Source organism: Pseudomonas sp. FP603, assembly GCF_030687415.1.
In the GTDB taxonomy this organism is placed as follows: Bacteria; Pseudomonadota; Gammaproteobacteria; order Pseudomonadales; family Pseudomonadaceae; genus Aquipseudomonas; species Aquipseudomonas wuhanensis.
Map to the genome: position 1 here is coordinate 4,614,327 of NZ_CP117431.1, position 16,357 is coordinate 4,630,683.

Annotated in this window: 8 protein-coding genes and 2 pseudogenes; 4 read left to right on the top strand and 6 right to left on the bottom strand. The window is 54.6% G+C overall.

The window, feature by feature from the left end:
- Nucleotides 1-665: 665 nt before the first annotated feature.
- The 5 genes and pseudogenes from PSH65_RS21310 to PSH65_RS21330 all read right to left on the bottom strand — a co-directional run bounded on the left by PSH65_RS21310 (nucleotide 666) and on the right by PSH65_RS21330 (nucleotide 7,985).
- Nucleotides 666-1,692, bottom strand: a pseudogene (locus PSH65_RS21310) (IS30 family transposase).
- A 702-nt stretch (nucleotides 1,693-2,394) separates the two neighbouring features.
- Nucleotides 2,395-3,408 carry an IS110 family transposase gene (locus PSH65_RS21315; protein WP_305422219.1) on the bottom strand — a complete coding sequence of 338 codons (1,014 nt, stop codon included), beginning with the start codon at nucleotides 3,406-3,408 and terminating at the stop codon, nucleotides 2,395-2,397.
- A 92-nt stretch (nucleotides 3,409-3,500) separates the two neighbouring features.
- Nucleotides 3,501-4,889, bottom strand: a complete 1,389-nt coding sequence (locus PSH65_RS21320; RefSeq protein ID WP_370694712.1) for a TolC family protein — start codon at nucleotides 4,887-4,889, stop codon at nucleotides 3,501-3,503.
- 20 nt (nucleotides 4,890-4,909) lie between these two features.
- The gene (locus tag PSH65_RS21325; protein WP_305422221.1) at nucleotides 4,910-6,232 is read right to left on the bottom strand and encodes an HlyD family type I secretion periplasmic adaptor subunit; all 1,323 of its coding nucleotides are present in this window, start codon (nucleotides 6,230-6,232) and stop codon (nucleotides 4,910-4,912) included.
- 13 nt (nucleotides 6,233-6,245) lie between these two features.
- On the bottom strand, nucleotides 6,246-7,985 hold the full coding sequence (locus PSH65_RS21330) for a type I secretion system permease/ATPase (protein ID WP_305422222.1): 1,740 nt from the start codon (nucleotides 7,983-7,985) through the stop codon (nucleotides 6,246-6,248).
- 641 nt (nucleotides 7,986-8,626) lie between these two features.
- Between PSH65_RS21330 and PSH65_RS21335 the strand changes: the two genes are divergently transcribed.
- Nucleotides 8,627-10,411 (top strand): DUF4214 domain-containing protein, encoded by a 1,785-nt coding sequence (locus PSH65_RS21335; RefSeq protein ID WP_305422223.1) that lies wholly within the window; start codon nucleotides 8,627-8,629, stop codon nucleotides 10,409-10,411.
- Nucleotides 10,412-11,477: 1,066 nt separating this feature from the next.
- Here the strand turns inward: PSH65_RS21335 and PSH65_RS21340 are convergent.
- Nucleotides 11,478-12,089 (bottom strand): hypothetical protein, encoded by a 612-nt coding sequence (locus tag PSH65_RS21340; RefSeq protein ID WP_305422225.1) that lies wholly within the window; start codon nucleotides 12,087-12,089, stop codon nucleotides 11,478-11,480.
- Between the two features lie 311 nt (nucleotides 12,090-12,400).
- Here PSH65_RS21340 and PSH65_RS21345 point away from each other — a divergent pair.
- The 3 genes and pseudogenes from PSH65_RS21345 to PSH65_RS21355 form a co-directional block, all read left to right on the top strand.
- A pseudogene (locus PSH65_RS21345) lies at nucleotides 12,401-13,366 on the top strand (IS630 family transposase); the annotation flags it as partial.
- 939 nt (nucleotides 13,367-14,305) lie between these two features.
- On the top strand, nucleotides 14,306-15,310 hold the full coding sequence (locus PSH65_RS21350; protein ID WP_370694662.1) for a transglycosylase SLT domain-containing protein: 1,005 nt from the start codon (nucleotides 14,306-14,308) through the stop codon (nucleotides 15,308-15,310).
- 133 nt (nucleotides 15,311-15,443) lie between these two features.
- Nucleotides 15,444-16,352: a class I SAM-dependent methyltransferase gene (locus PSH65_RS21355; protein WP_305422226.1), complete on the top strand. Its 909-nt coding sequence runs from the start codon at nucleotides 15,444-15,446 to the stop codon at nucleotides 16,350-16,352.
- Nucleotides 16,353-16,357 lie beyond the last annotated feature (5 nt).

Sequence of the window (16,357 nt, forward strand, 5' to 3'; positions counted from 1 at the left end):
GGCGGCTGGGCAGGGCTTTTGCAAAGTAGATCGCATCGCGGAGGATCTGAAAAACGAATCGTTTTGTGTTCGATCCAAGTCCGACTGAACATTACCTCTCCCGAACGGCAACAACTCTTGAGTCTCTCTGATTGATGCATTGGCCTCTCTTAACATTCCTAACTCAACTTCGTTGGGCCGACGATTATCAACCGTGCGAGCAAATACGTAAGCCGCCAGTCGTCGATCAGCATCCGACAACGAAGAGGTGCGTCGACGGCGATCTGAAGTATTGGTGTCTTGGACCGCGCCGAGTTCGGTCGATAACGGGTGGTTTCCTATCACCTGTTTTGCCAATGGTGTACCGGATTGGGTAGAACCTCCATTTTCGACGTCTGCCGCGTTTTCATATACAGGGCTATGGATTGACCGGAAGCCTGAGAGCTCTATTCCCATACGCTCTATATCTCCTGATTTTTTGACGTCAAAGGCGAAGGATGTGTTCTCTGAGTAGCGCACGAACCGTGAGGAGCGACCGCCGAACGGAATTGGTTCCGTAAGCGCTCAACTTGAGACTGTGCGAAGGCAGCACACCCGCTCACTAAATAATGCAGGTATCCACCTCCGCAAACCGGCATTAGTTGCGAATGAAAGCTAGGCGGTTGCAGGAGCTGAGTGCAACACGGTTATTGGATTGAAGTGGGCGCATCGTGCCGCATAGCCATGGCCTTTTGCATCACCTCACTCATCATTTCGATCGGACATTTGAAATCGAAGCGTTTACGGCGGCGCATATTCAGTTGCAAGGCAATGGCATCCAGTTCTTCCTGGCTGTGTCCCGACAAGTCCGTGCCCTTGGGCAGGTACTGGCGGATCAGGCCATTGATGTTTTCGTTACTGCCGCGCTGCCAGGGCTGTGCGGGTCGCAGAAGTAAATCGCGATGCCGTTTTCTGGATGATCTCGGCGTGTCGCGCCATCTCCCGGCCCTGGTCGTAGGTCATGCTCTTGCGCATTGCCAGTGGCATGCCATTGAGCGCTGCACTGAAGCCCTCCATCGCCGAGGTTGCCGTCGCATCATTCATCTTCACCAGCATCAGGTAGCCACTGGTGCGCTCCACCAACGTGCCTACGGACGAGGCGTTGGCCTTACCCTTGATCAGGTCGCCTTCCCAATGCCCCGGCATCAGACGGTCTTCAATCTCCGGCGGACGCACATGGATGCTGACCATCTCGGGAATCTGGCCGCGCCGATCCACGCCACCAGAGCGCGGCCTGCGTGTTGTCTTGCTTTGGCGCAGACAGATGATCAGCTCCTTACGCAGCTCGCCGACCGGCAAGGCATAGATCGCGTTATAGATCGTCTCGCGACAGACGTAGGCATCTCTGAGGCTGGGAATGTTCATGCTGCGCAGCTTGCCGGCAATCTGCTCGGGAGACAAACGCTCACGCAGCATATGAGCCACCAACTTGAAGCGCTCGCTACCCGGCAACAGCTTTCGCATCGGTCGACAAACCTGGCGGCGGGCCTGCATCTGCCGCTGGGCCACACGGGCCGAGTAGCCGCCGCAGGCATCTCGATTGCGGCGCAGCTCCCGGCTGATGATCGAAGGGGATCGGGTGATCAAGCAGGCAATCCTACGCAGGCTGAAGCCTTGGGCATGACCGATTTGAATGGTGGCGCGCTCTTCAACGCTGAGTTCGGAATAAGACATAGGGGCTGCACCGTACCGGAAAGGTCAGGTGTTGCACTCAGATTTTGCCGCCGCCCTTTCTGAAACAGGTAAGGCCACTTTTCGATGGCTACATAACCCGCTTCAGTCGACCAAATCGATGGACCGATGCTGGAGTTAATGGGGCCGAAACAGTTTAAGAGGCACGACACGAGCGTCCTCGGTCTATACGATCTGATTGAGAGGGCCCGCTCGATCGGTAGATTGTTCGGCAGGCTTGCAGCGGTCGAACAACAAGTAAGACGACGGCCTCCTTTGGGCGCAAGCAAATGGGGACCGCCCATTAGCCGGTCTCAAGTCAAGGTTAAAAGCCACCGCACCCTGCAGTTTTTACCTGCAGGGTTTGTCCTTTAACTCAACCTGATCGGTTGAACCCATCGAACCCGTTTCCTCATCATTGGCTACGACCGAGTCGTGCCTGACACCCATGGGGATCAAGCGGTAGCGCTACAGCAAGCACCGCCCTGGCAGTGACCTGCCCCAGAGAAACGTTGGTGCCGCCAATGTGTCCAAAACCTGTCACAGAACTGTGGCTCGTGCACAACACACGTCCAGTCCCAACGGGCTCACTTGGCAGACGACCCGGTTACAACACACTCAGGCGGTGACAGCCGGCCGCCACTCAGATTTTATGGTTCACACCAGTCCCCTTTTGGTTGGCCGGCCATCACCTTAACTCGCCCGTCAGGCGAAACAGCGTTTGGCATCGAAAGGTTGTTTCTCCTTCAGGATGTGATAACTCGCCCGCGCCAGTTTGTGCGCCAGCGCTTTAGTGGCGACCAACGCATTGGTCTTGGCTTTCTTTCTCTCGAAAAAACGTTTGGCATCGTCACTGAAACGCCGGGCAAAATTAGCCCCTTCGATAAAGGCCCAGATCAAGTAAGCGTTGCCGTTCTTGGTGTTACCTTCGCCCTTTTTCTTACCGTTGGAGTAATGCGCACTCTTTACGCATCGGGCATAAGAAGCGAAGTTGCCCACGTCGGCAAAGCGCTCAATATCTCCCGTCTCCAGCATGATGACTGTGGCCAGCACTTCGCCAATTCCTGGCATCGTTTTTAACAACGAAAACTCTGGGCGTAGGCTGACTTCATGCAGCAATCGCTCCTCGAGAAAATCAATTTGCGCCTGCACCGTCTGGATGATGGCGACATTGGCTTTCATCGCCAGAGCCACATCCGTTGGCAGGCCCAGCCTGTCGACGGATGTGGCTGACAGCCCTTTGACTTCATTGCAGCTCAATCGCTGGCCAAACTGGCGCGCCATGATGTTTTCGACGGCCAGAATGTGCTGCGTTCTGCTGCGCACCAACTGAATACGTTTGCGCGCCAGATCACGCAGTGCCCGTTCTTGCGGCGGATGAATATAGCCGGTCGGCAAAATCCCGAGTCGCAGCAAATGCGCGAGGAACGCCGCATCGTCCTTGTCGTCGGAATGCTTTAGCCCGTCGTAGCGTTTCATCGCAACAGGATTGGCCAGTTTGACCTCGAAGCCCGCCGCCTTGAGGCCATCGATCAGCCAATACCAGTTGTACGTCGACTCGACCACGACACCGAGCAGTTCGGCACGGTGCGGTTCGAGCAGCCCGATGATGATCGGCAACTCATTGGGACAGCGCCGACTGACCAGTACCCGGTCCGTTTCGTCGGTAACTACCACAACGCTGTTGTTCGAATGCGGGTCTATGCCACAGAATTTCATCACGGCCTCCTCACAGCAAAAGACTAAGTTCGCACCTTGAATTTTGCCCCACCTCCGTGAGGTGGGGAGGCCGGCTAGATGATTCTCAGATTTTACTGGATGCTGCTCCGTTCACGGACATGGACAGCGTTGCCATCAATGCTCAACCATGTATTGACGGTCTCGATGCTGTCATCGGACCGTATGCCGGCCCAACGGTTGAGAATAAGCAGGTTGGTTATAAAGTCGTATTGAGTCTTTAGCAGGTTACGACGTGCCATGAATTCGTTTTGCACACTGATCATGACATCTACAGCATTCACCACACCATAGGAGAACGCTTTTTGAGACGCAATACTGGACTGCTCGGCTGACGCCAAGGCATTTCGGTTGGCACTGACTTTTTCGACATTTGAGTCCGCGGTCAAATAAGCATTTGTCGTTTCTTTAATAACCTGACGGCGGGTGGCTTCCCACTGCTGTTCAGCAGTGAGTTGATCCTGATAAAGACCACGCACGCGTGCCGAAACGGAGCCTCCACTGTAGATCGGAACCTGCACACCGATGCCTGCAACGTAGCTATCGGTCTTGGGCGCCAAGGCGTTGTTGTAACCCTCGTTCGAGTTTTGAGCGCTTAAATTCAAGCTGACAGTCGGGTAGTGCTCGCCCTTGCCAGCGCGCAACGCGGCACCGGCGGCTTCAACAGCATTTTGACTGGCCTGTAACTGCGGGTTATCCAACACAGCGGACTGTACCCAACTATCCAGGCCAAGAGCCGACACCTGCAATTGGACATCATCTCGAACGCGGCGCAACTTTTCTTTCACTGGGCGCCCGATGATTTCCGACAACGCTGCACGGGTGACACGCACTTGATTGCGGGCATCTACCTCCTGCGCCGCCAGCAAGTCGACTCGAGCCTGAATGTCGAGCTTGTCTGTGATCATCGCTAGACGCTTCTTGAACAAGGCACTAATCCGGTCAAGATTTTTCTGCGTGGCCCGGCGCTCCACCTGCACCAGCTCAAGTTCATCGTCAGCGGCAAGGGCTGCGAAATAGCGCTGAGCCAGATCGACGGCGGCTTCAGCTTCGGCGTCCCTGGACTCGTCAACAGATTGTCGGGCCAGACTTTTGAATTTCTGGTAATTCTCCCACGCGGCCTTGTTATAGAGGTGCTGACTCAAGTTAAGGCTGTAATTCTCGCTGTTGTAAACCTGTTCGGTGAGTTCGTTGGTCTGCCTTATGCGGTTGGTTCCAGCGTTGGCTGAAATCTGCGGTAGCAGACCGCCAAAGGATTCGCGCTGTTGCTCTTTGCTGGACTGAGCGCGGGAGTATGAGGCCAAGACACGAGGGTCCTCCAGGCGCGACTCGCGGTAGAGTTGCATCAGGTCTGCTGAATAGTCTTTGATACTAATGCTGCCAGGAGGTATTCGAGGTGTCGATGACCCAGCCGTTTTCGGCTCGCCAGCTTGAACGGGCTGGACCAATAAACCCAGGATCAGATAAGGCAACAGGCGCACCGTCACTCCTCAATCATTGATTGAGAAACAGCATCGCGAGCAGGTTGCATCAAGTACTGCAGCATCGTGCGCTCACCGGTGTTGATCAGCACATCAGCCGGCATACCGGCCAGCAACTTGCGGTTAGCCAATGTGCGCACGCCCTCAGGGGTCACGCTTATCCGGGTCAGATAATAAGGCTCGCCAGTTTTTTCGTTGACCAGACGGTCACCGGAGATACCAGTGACCAGGCCTTCGACGACTGGAGTGGTGGCACTGTTGAACGCGCTGAAACGGATGTCGGCCAGTTTGCCGATGGCGATACGATTGATGTCTTGCGGCGCCACCTGAGCTTCGACAACCAGGTCGGAGACCGAAGGCACGATGTCCAGTAACGGTGTGGCTTGACTAACGACACCACCGACAGTGTGCACGGTCATGCCGATGACCATGCCATCATCCGGAGCGCGGATTACGATGCGACTTAATCGATCGGCAAGGGCTGAAGTAAGCTTCTGCAGATCGTAATTTTTGGTCTGGACTTCGGACAACTGCTTAACCACTTCGGAGCTGAAATCCTTATCGATCTGCAGGACCTGCAGTTGTGTTTCGTTGATTTGAAGACGGGTCTTGATGTTGGTGGAATTGTGGTCCGTGATTTCTGATCGCAGCATGTCCAGCTTGCGCTCCTGGTCCAACAGACGCTGTTTGTCGACGAAGCCTTGAGCCAGCAACTCATTCAGCTCACCGATTTCGCCGCTGTAGGATTTTTTCAGGTTGCTCTTTGTCGCGATCATTACGTCAGTGCCTTTTATCTGCTGGTTCAGTTGGCCAATACGCTCTTGCAGAACCGAGATCTGGCCCAGACGGGAAGCGCGACGGGCGTTGAACACTTGGCTTTCACCTGCCCGCACCTCCATACCACGCAAGGTATCGAGATCTTCCATCGCGTCGAAATCAAGCGAAATCATGTCGTCACGTTCGGCGATCAGGCGGGCCTCCATCGCTTTGCCGGCGACCAGCTGATTGTGATTCATCTCGTATTCGGACCGCAGCTGGGCCTCATTTAGCACGATCAGCGGTTGGCCTTTAGTAACCCTATCTCCATCGTGTACCAGCACCTCTTTGACGATACCTCCCTCCAGGTGTTGTACCGTTTTGCGATAGGTCTGCACAGTGACGACCCCTGGCGCATACGCCGCACCATCGAGGGGTGCAAATGCAGCCCAGGTTCCAAACACACCGAACATCACGAAGACGATGGAAAATCCCAGCCGGCGCGTTGTCTGGTCAGATGTTGGTAAATCGGCGAAGTGATCGGCTGAAATGGCTGCTGTACGTGTCATCGAAATCTTCCTTTCAGACACTGGCCGCAGCCGTACCTGTGGCACCCTGGGTTGTTTTTTGTCGAGCCGCCAGTTGCTGCGCGTCGAGCTCTGCTATTACTTGATTGGAGGGCCCGTACATGCTCACGCCTCCGTTGCTCATCACCAGAATGCGGTCAAGCTGCGCGAGAATTGGGGTGCGGTGAGTAATGATAAAGATGGTCGCCCCGGTCAGCTTGAGCGCCCGGATGGCGGAAGCCAGCGCGCGCTCTCCGACTTCGTCAAGATTGGAATTGGGTTCGTCCAGCAGTATCAGCCGTGGTGTTCCGTACATCGCCCGGGCCAGACCTACCCGTTGACGCTGACCACCAGACAGGTTGACGCCTTCGCTGCCAATGACGGTGTCGTAGCCCTGGGGCAACAGCAGGATCATTTCATGCACGCCGGCCATCCTGGCGGCATGCACGACTTTCTCGGAATCAATATCAGCAAAGCGCGCAATGTTTTCGCTGATGGTGCCTTCAAACAATTCAATGTCCTGCGGCAGATAGCCCATATGCGGACCCAGTTCGTGCTTGTCCCAGAGACTGATATCCGCACCGTCGAGCCTCACAACGCCGTGTTGTGGAACCCATACGCCCATCAGCGCTCTGCCCAGCGTGGATTTGCCCGACGCGCTCGGGCCGATAATCCCCACCACGGAACCAGCCGGCGCACCAAAGCTGATGCCGCGGATGATAGGCGTTTTCGAACCAGGCGCCGCTACGACCAGGTTTTCCACATGCACATGACCTTGAGGTACCGGCAAGCACATACGCTGCGGTTCGGCGTGCAGCTTCTCCAGAACGGTGTTGAGCCTGGTGTATTGCGAGCGGGCGATGACGGACCCTTTCCAACTGCCGATGATCAAATCTATCGGTGCCAGGGCCCGTCCCAGCAGCACAGAGCCGGCAATTACCAGGCCCGGGCTGATTTCATGATTGACCGCTAGAAAGGCGCCAAGTCCAAGAATCAGCGACTGAGCCAGAACGCGGAAGGTTTTCGCAATAGCACTGATCAGCCCACCCTTGTCACTTGCTCTCGACTGCAAAATAAGCACGCGTGCGTGGCGAAGGCTCCAGCGATCCATTAGGCTGCCGAGCATGCCCATTGATTCTATGACTTCGGCATTACGCAGATTCTTGTTGATATCGAGGGTCGCCGCACTGTTTTCCTTATTGGCCTGAGCCAGCGTCCTGCCAGTCGCTCGTTCGTTGATAAAAGCCAGCAATAGCAAAATCACGGCACAGCCCAGCGCTGCCCAGCCGTACCAAGGGTGAAACAAAAACATTACACCCACATAAATCGGCAGCCATGGCGCGTCGAAAAAAGCGAACAGACCGTTGCCGGTCAGAAACTGTCGCAGACCCGTCAAGTCGCTCAGCGACTGCGCAGACGCATCCATGCCGCCGCTTTCCAGGGCCCGCTTGAAACCCGCCTTATACACCTGGCGGCTGAGGAGCACATCCAGTTGGGTGCTGACGCGCACCATGATGCGTGAACGGACCCACTCCAGAGATCCCATGGTCAGCAACAGCATGGTCATAATGAGCGTCAACATGGACAGCGTCGATAGGCTACCGCCGGTCACTACCCGCCCATATACCTGGAGCATGTAAAAGGTCGGCACCAGCAGCAGCGCATTGATAAAAAAGCTAAAGAAGCCAATCGACAGGAAGCTGCTCCGACTCGTATTCAATGCACTCTGCAAGCTGTTTTCATGTGTGCTGCGCATAGGCTCGATACTGCCATGAGGATATTGAAAGGTGCGCCCACATCTGCCCAGCTCCAAAGGCACAGGACTCGGCAAATAGAGCACCGCAATAGGTCTAGAAATAACGGCAACACAGCAAACGTGGTTATTTCCACACAGCTATCGCTTATTAACAACACAGACGGGGGCCGCGTTATCACGCAACAATTTATTTATCTGCTGACCATCGAGCCAGATAACCCTTGAAAGATTCTATGATCGGCAACTCTTGCGCACAAGAAAAATTAATTATTATTAGGCGTGAACCAATATTAAGTTACCTGGTCGCCCCTCGCCCACCTTCGTAAATATTCGTAGGTCACCTTTGGAATTTATTGATAAACCACCCCAACGAAATATCCGCACTAACCTCCTGCGAGTAAATTTGAAAGGAAGGCATACAGCCATTATTGTTAGTTCGATATTTTGAGAGGTACTATTAAGTAGATGGCTTCTACCGCCGTCAAAAAAATGAAATAACGATTCGCATGCGCCCCGTACCGCATTGATAAATTTTGCGGCCAAGCTATATCGTAACGCGACAACACGCTTGAGCCTGCAAGTTCGTATTCGGGCTCGGAAGTCTGGACGTCGATACTGACTCATGTTGGAGATGAAACGTAATGGCTACCACTTCTGCACAAGTACAACAACTCTATGTCGTAAGCCTCGGTCACGCCGCTGATAAAGCCGGGCTGGACTACTGGATGTCGGAGTTGAACGCCGAATCCCCCACCCTGACGCTGGAGAACCTCGGCACAAAATTCATTAACGAACGGCCCGAGTATTCTGATAATTACGGCGGCCTGTCTCGTTCCGACACTATCATCACGCTGTACAACAACCTCTTCAATCGCTCGCCAGATACCACCGACCTTGACTACTGGGCTTCGGGGGCGGGGACAGCCGTCCCTACGGATCAACTGCTCACCACATTCGTAAACGGCGCAACCACTGCCGACGCACAAGTCATTGCCAACAAGGTTGTTGTCGCGCAGGCCTATACGATTGCCGCTGGCTCGAACTACACCCTGGCGGACTCCACCACCGTTCTGGATGGTGTTGACGGTACGACTGTATCTGTTGACGACGCCTTGGATAAACTGGAAAACGGCAGCCTTTCGGGTATCGCAATTCCAGCCGGCGTCGCAGCTCTCAAGGCCCAAGCCAACGCGGAATTAGCGCTGGTTGCTTTTGAAGCCAGCGCAGTCACTGAACTGTCGGCATTGAACAAAGAAGCGTTCGCCCTGAATGATAAACTGGAGACCCCCGCCGAGCTGGAGACCCTGGGAATTCCATCCGAGGATGGCGTGCTGGCTTATGAAGATGTTGACCAGTCCATCACCAATGCCACCTTGCTGCGTGACGCAGTCAGCGGCAGCACAACCGAAGAGCTACAAGCAGGGGCTTCAACTGGATTATTGGAATTAGCTGCAGATCGGAAGGCTTACACTATCGAGGCCGGTACCGTGGGCCATGTGGGACTGGTGATTGATTATGAAAACGCGGTCAACGCCAACAATGCCTTGATCGCAGCGGCGCCTAAAGCGGTCAACATAGCAATCGCAAAGGTTCAGACTGATTTCACTGTCGCGGAAGGGAGCACAGGCCTTGAACTTGTACACGCCAATGAGGCCGCCGGTACCTTTATTGATAGCGCGACAACACTCTACCAGAGCCTGACCAATCCAAAGGCTACTATCGCTCAGATAAGCGCCATCACCGACGCATTCGACACGTTCCTGGGTGTCGATGGCGCCGCCGACTTCAGCAAAATGAAAGTACTTGCCGCGACTGACTATGCCAAAAAGGTTGCGCAAGGCGCCGAGGAGGCCGCCGCTACTGCGATCACCGGCACCGCAGGCGACGCTTATAAAACAGCCTTCGCTGACAAAATTGACCTCGACACAAATCTGGCAAACGCACTGGCTGCTGATGCGCTGGTTACGCAGGCGCAATTACTTGATGGCACTCACTTGTCGCTGGAGGCCGCGACTGAGGTCACGCTGCCTTCCTTCGTTAAAGACCTGGCCGATAAGAGCACCAACACTACAGACCTATACTACTCTGCGGCCGAAGCTGGCGTCGAAAGGAGCACGTATTACATCGCCAATTTCAACAAGGATGACGCAATATACGTGGGAGAAGGTTATACACTGAATACGAACAATGCTGTTGACGGTACAGGACACTTCACTGGCAGCGACGCCAATTCGCTGGAAGTATTTTTTACGCAGGTTAGCTACGACTCAAAGGTCGTTACGGTCGTGATGGAAAAAAACGCAGTAGGTAATGCAGTGGGTGGCGCCACTAGCAATACTATTGAAATCGAGCTTTCAGGTATCGAGTCGTTGACCGACGTAAGCTTCTCCAATGGCGTTATATTTAGCAGCCCTGTTTTTGCTTGATAGCATGCTGGATGAATGAGCTTAACTAAACCCTGCAAGCTCGCTCGTGCAGGGTTTAGGTGCGTCTGGAAATCGAAAACCGATTCTATCGGAGGCAAAATAAATCGGGCCTACAATTGCTCGATAGATTATCGATCAAATTGGTGCAGCCAGGATTGTCAACGCTTTTCCGTCATTGAGTGTCATGCCAGTGAGGTTCCATCCCCCCACTCTGCCGGTCTCAAAATCAAGTTTCAATGACATCTTAGAGTCATTGAATATTATGTCAGGAAGGGTACAGATCATAGCCTCATTATCCCCGCGAATTTTGCGGAGCTGCCCCATATATACTGCCGTGTAAATATGTTTGGCCATCGTGATGTAGGATTCTAGGCTTTGCTGCAACCAAACCAAACCAAACCAACGATTTCGCGTTAATCCATTGCTCTGGCATCTGAAGCATGCCGCAATCAGGGGTATCAATGCTCATTGTGAAACCTTCCAATATAAAGAGTCATAGGTGGTATCAGACCCTACTTTGGTTCCATCATTGACGGTTTTTCAGCAGCAACCTCCGGGGCAATGCCCCTTCACTGGTTTTCACGTTAGAACAGGAACGGCGATTGAACCCTTAATGTTCGGCTACTGCTAGGTGCTGGGTTGACAGCTCTCGATCTTCGGAGCAGCAAGCGCTGGCCAGGGCTGCCTGCACTCCGCCTCCGATGCAAACCAGCATGCGACGATCAACATCCTCATCAATAGTTATCACGCTTCGATGATGCGCGGGCTTCGTTTATGAGCTGTCCGATAACATGCTTGGTCAACTATCTGGTCACTCGATCACGAATAGTTACCTGCCCCACACTAGCCTTTTTTCGTCTGCGAACCGCACAAAAGCAAGCGCCCCGAACAAGTCGGCGCGCTTGCTTGGTGCGACCTTCAGTGCATTTTCACACCGCCTGGGTTGAAAAGGATATGTACAGACTCTGGCCTAGGAGAAAGTCGGCTTTGACCAGTTTGAACTGGTTGGGTGGTTCGATAGCCGTCATCTTGGCGCCCAGTTGCGATCATTCGGACCTCCCGCCATTCAACGAAGATCGCCTGGCACCATCGAAGCGAGATAACCACTGATTATCCCGGTGATCGCCATGGCCTTGTTCTTGTCCTGGTACAGGCCGAGGGCAGAATCAAGCAACTCCTGCTGCTGCTTCAAGGTGAGGGCAGCCCACCCGGCGGCCAGCCGAACGATAGAGGTGGCCCCACACCACCCTCTATCGTCTTGCTGTCCTTTGGACAGATTGCGGGCCGCGTCGACGAGCACCTGCTTCTGCAACGGCTCGAGAGCTTTCAGCCCACCACCAAGTGAGGCGAGCGCTTCTGCTTTGTCCGAACCGCATTCCAAATCGACGGCTAATTTGACGAGCGCCTTCTGCAGGGTTGGATTGAGCGTCCCCAGTCCGGCGCTCATTGCGATAATCGGCTCAGTTATAACCCTTGGCGAGTCTGGGAACCTGTCGCCAATTACCGTCAACAGCCGCTCCTGCTGCCGGCTCTCCAGTGTTGCCAGCCAGGGGCCCAGCTGCATGAGTTTATTATGTTGTACCCACTCTAGGGGCTCCTCGACGGCTGCCGTGACCAGCGCCTCCCGCTGCTCGCTGCTTAGTACGATCAGGCCGGGGGCACCCACTCCGGCGATCACGAACAATTCATTGGGCAGTTGTTTGACGGCTTCAACTACCTTTTGTTGCTGCTCCCAATCCAGAGCTGCCAGCCGTGGGCTTAACCCGGCGATTGCGTTGGCCTTGGACCAGCCGCTGGAAATGCCGGTGACTGCCTTAACCAGCGCCTCCTGCTGCTCGCTCTCAAGTGCGGCCAGCCCGGCGCCGTGCCCGGCGATCGCGTCGGCTTTGTCTTTGTCTTTGTCTTTGTCTTTGTCTTTGTCTTTGTCTTTGTCCTTAAGTGGTCAGAAAACGGTTCGAGTTCCAAACTCAAACATGGTCAACTAATTCTATTAGTTCTGGAACAAAAGCCTGGCCGCAGTCAACCATCAGGGTTGATCGCCTCGCCTTGCGTGCACGTATCCTGTTTCTACTGGCGGATGGATTGACGCCCAAGGTCATCAGCGAACAGTTGCAGAACGCTATCTGGAGGCGGGCGTCGAGGGCTTGAGCGACCTGCCACGTAGTGGTCAGCCGCTCAAAATCGGGGCTGAAAAAGTCAGCGAGATCCTCACACTGACTACCCGACGAGTACCCAAGGAGGCGACTCACTGGAGTGTTCGCCTGATGGCCAAGTATGTGCGGGTCACCACCTGGCAGGTGCGTCAGGTCTGGGCTGCTTCCGACCTCAAACCCCATCGTCTGAAGACCTTTAAAATCAGCAACGATCCCCATTTCGCCGATAACGTGGTCGACGTGGTCGGGCTTTATCTGAATCCACCAGACAACGCCCTGGTGCTGTCTGTGGACGAGAAAACTCAGATTCAGGCCTTGGATCGCACCCAGCCAATGTTGCCTCTGCGCCCCGGACAGATCGAGCGTCGGACGCATGATTACAAGCGCCACGGAACAGCCAGTCTGTACGCGGCATTCGACATCATGACCGGCCAAGTCATCGGGCGGATCACGCAACGCCATCGCGCCAAGGAATTCCTGGCCTTTCTGCACCAGATTGATCGCAGCACACCACCGGCACTGGATCTGTATGTCATCCTGGATAACAGTTCGACCCACAAAACGGCCGCAATCAAGCAGTGGCTGGAAAAACGTCCGCGTTTCAAATTGCACTTCACACCGACCAGTGCGTCTTGGTTGAACGCTGTAGAAAGCTGGTTTGCACAACTGGAAAGGCGAGCGCTGTACCGAGGTGCCTTCACCAGCGTTGCCGACTTGAAGACAGCTATCCGCCAGTTCATCGAGGCTCACAATGAGTTCTCAGCCAAAGCCGTTCAAGTGGAATAAAACAGCTGAAGCCATTAGACCGAGGACGCTCGTGACGTGCCTCTTGAGCTGTTTCGGCCTCATTACCTCCAGCATCGGACTTTCGATCTCGTCAACCGACGCGTGGGTTATGTCGTTATCGAAGAGTCTGATCAACCGTTTCAGTAAATCGTAATGAGCCAAGAGCTTATCGTCCGCCACCGCCTGGGTTAGGTACTTGTTGGTGCGCATAATGGAGCACAGCCCCATGGCCGTATCCCGAGCTGAGCCACTAGTGGCCTGAGCGACTAATTCATTAATTTATTTTTTATCACGCTCAGTTTCGCCTTGTGTACCGAACTGATATCCGATGGGATTTTGATCGGTGATCCACCGCGATCAAACCATCATCGAACAGCTGACCCACGAGATCGCCATCCTCAGCACCCAATTTAAAATCAGCTGCTGATGGGAACCGCTGAAAGCCGTTTAACACTCAGTAGTAGTGACGAGCATTCCGCACGGTTCATTACGCATCTTCGGGGAGTCGGGGCAATGAAATTCATCAAACTCTGTGTGTTCAGCTTGGCCATGATTTTCGGGACTTCGGGGCTGGCCATGGTCAGTCAGGAAGCTGAAGCAGGGTGTGGCCGGTTCGGTTGCCGCTGACAGGGACTATCTGTCTTGACGACTCAGGTACGCTGGCGGCGACGTCTTGATCTGAGTCGTCATTTGAGAACTGCATAAAACACTGATAAAGGACGACCAAACTAGCCATGCCTCACGCTATCTGCTTGCCATGAGTGTCTTAGACGTCGTCCACTCATCTCGATTCCGTGCGCTAGCGCTAGGCATTTTAAGCGTCGGTTTTCAGCCCTTCGGGCTCGGAGCCGATCCTGCAGTTGAACGCCCGTCCTTGCCCGGCAACGCAAATCGCCACATGGTACAGGTCAATGATCAAGGCTCATCGCCGGGTGACCCCACTCAGGACGTATGGGTGCGACTGGCCAAAGGCTTTACGCTGACGGACAGCTTGGGCCACAACGCCCGGGTCGAGCAGCAACGAAAATGGTTGGTTGCCAACCCTTCTTTTCTGAACGGTGCGAGCACTCGTGCAGCGCGCTACATTCATTTCGTTGCGCAGCGGCTCGAAGAGCGCGGACTACCCGCCGAACTCGCGCTGCTGCCTATCGTCGAGAGCGGCTACAACCCCATGGCCAACTCCAATCGAGACGCGGTGGGACTCTGGCAGTTCATTCCCTCGACCGGACTTGATTTTAATCTGCGCCAAACTCGATGGTACGATGGCCGACGTGACATTTTGGCCTCCAGCAAGGCGGCCATGGATTATTTGACACGACTCTACGAGCTGTTCGACAACGACTGGCTACTGGCATTGGCCGCCTATAACGCCGGAGAAGGTAGAGTCGGGCGAGCCGTCAAATGGAACAGGGACAGAGGCCTGCCCACCGATTTCTGGCACTTGAGGTTACCTGAAGAGACCCAGGATTATGTGCCCAGGTTACTGGCACTGTCCTTGTTGGTGCGAGCGCCGAAGATCCATGGAGTCAAACTTCAACCAGTGGCCAATGAGGCTTACTTCAAAATTGTCAAACTCACTCACGCAGTCAACTTGTCCACCTTCGCTGTTGATGCGGGAATCGATGAATCCGAGTTGCTACGCCTCAATCCCGCGTTTTTGACCAAGCAAATGATCGATGGCCCTGCTCATCTGCTAGTTCCCAGAACTCTAACAACCCCATTGCCTTCTGTATCAACGCAGGAACTAAGCCCCGACCTGACAAGCTACGCCGTGCTGCAAAAACCAAGAAAGAGGCCGCCATCACAACAGCTACGACCACCGATCCAGGCGCCTGTGCCGCAGGTTCCCAACCAACAAGTCGCCGTACCGCCACAGCGTAAACCCATCATCGTCTACTCGGACAGCCACACCCCGGAAATGACGCGGCCAAGGGCATTCATTCCTCGGCGTTGGCTGTAGACAGGCTCGGCTGTCCTGTCGCACGACTGTCGATCAGGCTCATCGCTCCCCCTGAAAAACAGCTCCTCCCGTTTACCCTCGCCCCGTCCAGAACTGAACGGACGGACTCACTAGCCACAAGAGGAATTGCCCCGTGCAGATCGTCAAATCGAACGAAAGGTCATTTACCCACAACTTGCAAGACATCATCCCAAAGCACTCAATAGGCACCTCGTCTGAGGCAATTCGTCATCATTACGACGTCGGCAACGACTTCTTTCGACAGTGGCTGGACGGATCCCTCACTTACTCTTGCCCCTTGTGGCTTGAGGGCGAAGCAGACGACTCTCTGGAGGACGCCCAACTGCGTAAGCTCGATACACATATTGAGAATGCTCGGGCCAGTGGAAAGGGGCGCGTACTAGACATCGGCTCCGGCTGGGGCTCACTGTTGAAAAGGCTCGTTGGCCCTCACTCGGTCCTACACGCGGTAGGGTTAACGTTGAGTGAAGAGCAGGCTGCGTTTGTCACCCGTCAAGCATTGCCTGGCGTTGAGGTGTTACTTGCTTCGTGGCAGGAGCACAAGCCTCGGTTGCCATATGACGCCATTGTCTCCATCGAGGCCATTGAGCATTTTGCACGCACAGGTCAGTCTCGGGATGAGCGCATACAGGGGTACAGGCAATTTTTTACCCACTGCCAGCAGATGCTTGTCCCCGGCGGCAGGCTTTCGCTGCAGTCCACGTGCTACCAGAACCTCGAAAAACTGCCTGAGTTCATTACCGACAGGATCTGGCCGGAAAGTGAACTACCCAGATTGATCGATATCCTCGAAGCGGCCGACCGGCTGTTCGAAGTGATAAGCGTCTCCAACGATCGCGACCAGTACGCCCGCGCCTGCGCGCTCTGGGCTAAACGCTTGAAAAACAGCCGGATAGACGCCATCCGCACGAGCAGCCGCGAGACAGTCGACGATTATTATCGCTACCTCAAAGCCTCCAGCCTTGCGTTCCAACAAAGTGCCTTGACGTTGCACGGCATTGTGCTGCAATCCACTTTGTAGTGGTC

Bases quoted from the DNA above. Each gene is read 5' to 3' on its own strand.
- PSH65_RS21315 (WP_305422219.1), bottom strand. From the start codon at position 3,408: ATGAAATTCTGTGGCATAGACCCGCATTCGAACAACAGCGTTGTGGTA.
- PSH65_RS21325 (WP_305422221.1), bottom strand. From the start codon at position 6,232: ATGACACGTACAGCAGCCATTTCAGCCGATCACTTCGCCGATTTACCA.
- PSH65_RS21330 (WP_305422222.1), bottom strand. From the start codon at position 7,985: ATGCGCAGCACACATGAAAACAGCTTGCAGAGTGCATTGAATACGAGT.
- PSH65_RS21335 (WP_305422223.1), top strand. From the start codon at position 8,627: ATGGCTACCACTTCTGCACAAGTACAACAACTCTATGTCGTAAGCCTC.